Here is a 407-nt window from a genome sequence, read left to right on the forward strand (position 1 = left end):
GGATGATGACTTCCTAGGGGGTGCTGAGTGTTCCCTAGGACAGATTGTGTCCAGCCAGGTACTGACTCTCCCCTTGATGCTGAAGCCTGGAAAACCTGCTGGGCGGGGGACCATCACGGTCTCAGCTCATGAATTAAAGGACAATCGTGTAGTAACCATGGAGGTAGAGGCCAGAAACCTAGCTAAGAAGGACTTCCTGGGAAAATCAGATCCATTTCTGGAGTTCTTCCGCCTGGGTGATGGGAAATGGCACCTGGTGTACAGATCTGAGGTCATCAAGAACAACCTGAACCCTACATGGAAGCGTTTCTCAGTCCCCGTTCAGCATTTCTGTGGTGGGAACCCCAGCACACCCCTCCAGGTGCAATGCTCCGATTATGACAGTGACGGGTCACATGATCTCATCG

At 52.3% G+C, this 407-nt stretch carries 1 protein-coding gene; it reads left to right on the plus strand.

Annotated features, from left to right (window positions below; genetic code table 11):
* Window positions 1-76 precede the first annotated feature (76 nt).
* The coding region (locus IU476_RS37425) for a copine family C2 domain-containing protein (protein ID WP_195106766.1) at window positions 77-407 on the plus strand (331 nt) is incomplete at its 3' end.

The sequence above is a fragment of the Nocardia blacklockiae genome (genome assembly GCF_015477355.1).
Classification (GTDB): Bacteria; Actinomycetota; Actinomycetes; order Mycobacteriales; family Mycobacteriaceae; genus Nocardia; species Nocardia blacklockiae.